This is a genomic window from Mycobacterium sp. 1164966.3, from assembly GCF_001665395.1.
GTDB lineage: Bacteria > Actinomycetota > Actinomycetes > Mycobacteriales > Mycobacteriaceae > Mycobacterium.
On record NZ_LZSG01000055.1, the window covers coordinates 1 to 705 of the forward strand.

At 64.3% G+C, this 705-nt stretch carries 2 protein-coding genes; both read left to right on the forward strand.

Annotation, left to right across the window (positions count from 1 at the left end; translation table 11 throughout):
- On the forward strand, positions 1 to 495 hold a 495-nt coding region (locus tag A9W99_RS19740; protein WP_156623199.1), incomplete at its 5' end, for a cytochrome P450.
- Positions 492 to 680, forward strand: coding sequence for a ferredoxin (locus tag A9W99_RS19745; RefSeq protein WP_067382025.1), 189 nt, complete (start codon positions 492 to 494; stop codon positions 678 to 680). The genes A9W99_RS19740 and A9W99_RS19745, both read left to right, overlap by 4 nt.
- The last annotated feature ends 25 nt before the right edge of the window (positions 681 to 705 follow it).

Consider the following 705-nt stretch of genomic DNA (forward strand, 5'->3'; position numbering starts at 1 on the left):
CTGCTTGGCGCGGCATTGCAGACGATCGGCGAGCGGCCCGACATTCAGGCGCAACTTCGTAAGGACCGCAGCCTGATCCCGAACTTCATCGAGGAGTCGTTGCGCATCGAGAGCCCGGTCAAGGGGGACTTCCGTTTGAACCGGGTGCCTGTCACCGTCGGTGGGGTGGACCTGCCCGCGGGCACCACGGTGATGGTTGTGCAGGCGGCGGCCAACCGCGACCCGCGCCGGTTCGACGACCCGACCACCTTCGACCTGGCTCGCAAGAACGCCCGGCAGCACATCTCGTTCGGGCGAGGCATCCACAGCTGCCCGGGTGCTCCGCTGGCGCGGGCCGAGACCCGGGTGGCGATCGAGCGGCTGCTGGACCGGACGTCTGACATCCGGATCGACGAGCGTGTCCACGGACCGGCGAATGACCGCCGCTACCAATATGTTCCGACCTACATCCTGCGTGGTCTGACCGAGCTGCATCTGGAGTTCACGGCGACATGAAAGTCTGGGTCGACGATCAGTCCTGTCGTGGTCACGGCATGTGCCTGACGCTGTGTCCCGAGGTGTTCAGCCTGACCGACGACGGCTACTCGGTGGCGATAACCTCTGAAGTTCCAACGGAATTGGAGTCGGCTACCCGGGAGGCTATTGAATGCTGTCCCGAGCAGGCGATCAGGGAACGTTAGCTTTGCCGAGCAGACGCAAAAGCAC

Coding starts and splice junctions, on each gene's coding strand:
- A9W99_RS19745 (WP_067382025.1), top strand. CDS start 492: ATGAAAGTCTGGGTCGACGATCAGTCCTGTCGTGGTCACGGCATGTGC.